The sequence below is a fragment of the Cytophagia bacterium CHB2 genome (assembly GCA_030263535.1).
Lineage (GTDB): Bacteria > Zhuqueibacterota > Zhuqueibacteria > Zhuqueibacterales > Zhuqueibacteraceae > Coneutiohabitans.
In genome coordinates, this window is the sequence record SZPB01000645.1 from 1 (window position 1) to 1,928 (window position 1,928).

2 protein-coding genes are annotated in these 1,928 nt (G+C 54.4%); both read right to left on the reverse strand.

Features of this window, described 5'->3' with window-relative positions; genetic code table 11:
* Positions 1 to 36: 36 nt before the first annotated feature.
* Positions 37 to 1,476, reverse strand: coding sequence for a sodium:solute symporter family protein (locus FBQ85_29815; GenBank protein ID MDL1879328.1), 1,440 nt, complete (start codon positions 1,474 to 1,476; stop codon positions 37 to 39).
* Positions 1,477 to 1,608: 132 nt separating this feature from the next.
* A complete protein-coding gene (locus FBQ85_29820) occupies positions 1,609 to 1,827 on the reverse strand; it encodes a hypothetical protein (protein MDL1879329.1) in 219 nt (72 codons plus the stop codon).
* Positions 1,828 to 1,928: the final 101 nt, after the last annotated feature.

Here is a 1,928-nt window from a genome sequence, read left to right on the forward strand (position 1 = left end):
GGTTTGAGATATGGGCAAGTAATTTAAGCGCCAATCCTAAATGTTTTCGGATTGATGCAATTTAGAAATTGCCGCCATGATTTCAGATTCGCGGCCTGGCCATATTTTGCTAACAATCACCATCGCCAGCGCGCTGGCAGGCAGGGCAAATAAAATTGCGGAGAACGGCGGTGCGCCGGGCGTGAATTGCACGATCAGATAAACCGCACTCCCAACCAGCAAGGAAGCAACGCCGCCGGCGAGATTTGCCTTTTTCCACCACAAGCCGGCGATGACGGGAACGAACAAGGCGGCGCTGAGCAAGCCGATGGCCGCTGAATAAAACGCGGTGATCAATTGCGGCGGCGAATAGGCAAAATACATGGCGAGCAAACCAATGGCCCACGCGAAACCGGCGGAGATCCAACTCACCACTTTCGGAGAAAAACGCTTGATCAGCCTCTCTCCGAACAAATCATGCGCCAGCGCCGAGCTGCAGGCGAGCAAAAGCGCATCAGTAGTCGACATCACGGCCGCCATCACCGCGGCCACGGCAAGTCCACGAATGAGCGGCGGGAATTCCTGCTTCATCACTTCCAAAAAAATCGTGTCGGCATCTTGCAAGTCCGGAAAGTGCATTTTGCCCACCGGCACAATGGCCAGCACAGCCGCGAGTATCATCACGCTGTATGCGACCATCGCCAGGTTAAGCGACAGGCGCGCGCCGGCCGCATCTTTCGCGGTAAAGACGCGCATGACGATGTGCGGAATCACCGGAATCGCGGCCGCCCAAATGACGAAGGAACCCAGGTAACTCGCAACGGGTTGATGGGCGACCTCGCCGAGCATGGGCGCGGCGAGCGTCGCTTGTTCCATAATCTCTGCCGGCGAGCCGGCGCGATTGATCATCATCGCTGCGGTGACGAGTACGACGGCCAGCATGAGCACGCCCTGCACCACATCCGTCCATGTCACTGCGAGCATGCCGCCAATGGAAACATAGAGAATGAAAACGATCGTCATCCACGTCACAGCCTCGTTGTACGAGATGCCGAGCAAGACGTTCGCAGTGATGCCGGCGGCTTTCATTTGCGCAATGATGTACACCGTGAAGCTGACGACGATTACAATTGGCACAAGATAGCGCACAATCGCATGCGGATAACGGAATACCAAAAAATCCGTGATGGTGAATTTACCAAAGTTGCGCAACGGTTTGGCAACGAGAATCGAGGCGAGCGGAAAACCGAGCACGGCGCCGGCGAACAAGGCAAGCGCGTACGGAATGCCGTTCTTGTACGCCAGCCACATCACCCCGATGATCGAACCGCCGCTGGCGAGCGTGGCCATAATCGCCATGGCATTGACCCACGTGCCGATGCGGCGTCCCGCAACCCAATAATCGTCGCGCGAGACCAGCACTTTGCGCGAAGCGAGTATGCCGATAGCAATGCACGCGAGCATGTAGATTCCAACAACCCACAATTCAAGAGTCATGGTGGTCTCAGTAATGAAGCTCGTAGTAATCTCTTCGGGGATTCACCTTTAACCAGATAAAGGTTCCTACCAGAGATTACCGCCCGGGCAGTGGTAAATAGATGCCCTGCTGCCTATGCGCTTGTTCACTCTTCAGGAGTGACTGTCCGGGCGGTTCTTCTTTTCGAACCAAAGCAACAGCAATGCAATCGCCGGTGAGAGCAGCATGAGTCCCGCCATCAGCCAGCCAAACAACGCCATGCCTGCAACATGAATTGCACGCGACCACGGCAGAAATGAGATGAATGCAAACACGATAACGATGATGAGATACCAGCGATCGCCGCGCGGCATGTGAAAAAAATTTGGCATAATGATTTTCCAATTTTCCATCAAAAGCGCCGTGCCAACTGCTTTACTCGTTTAGCTTTTTGAAATGGATCGGATCATAAAAACTCGTCTTGAGTTTTTCG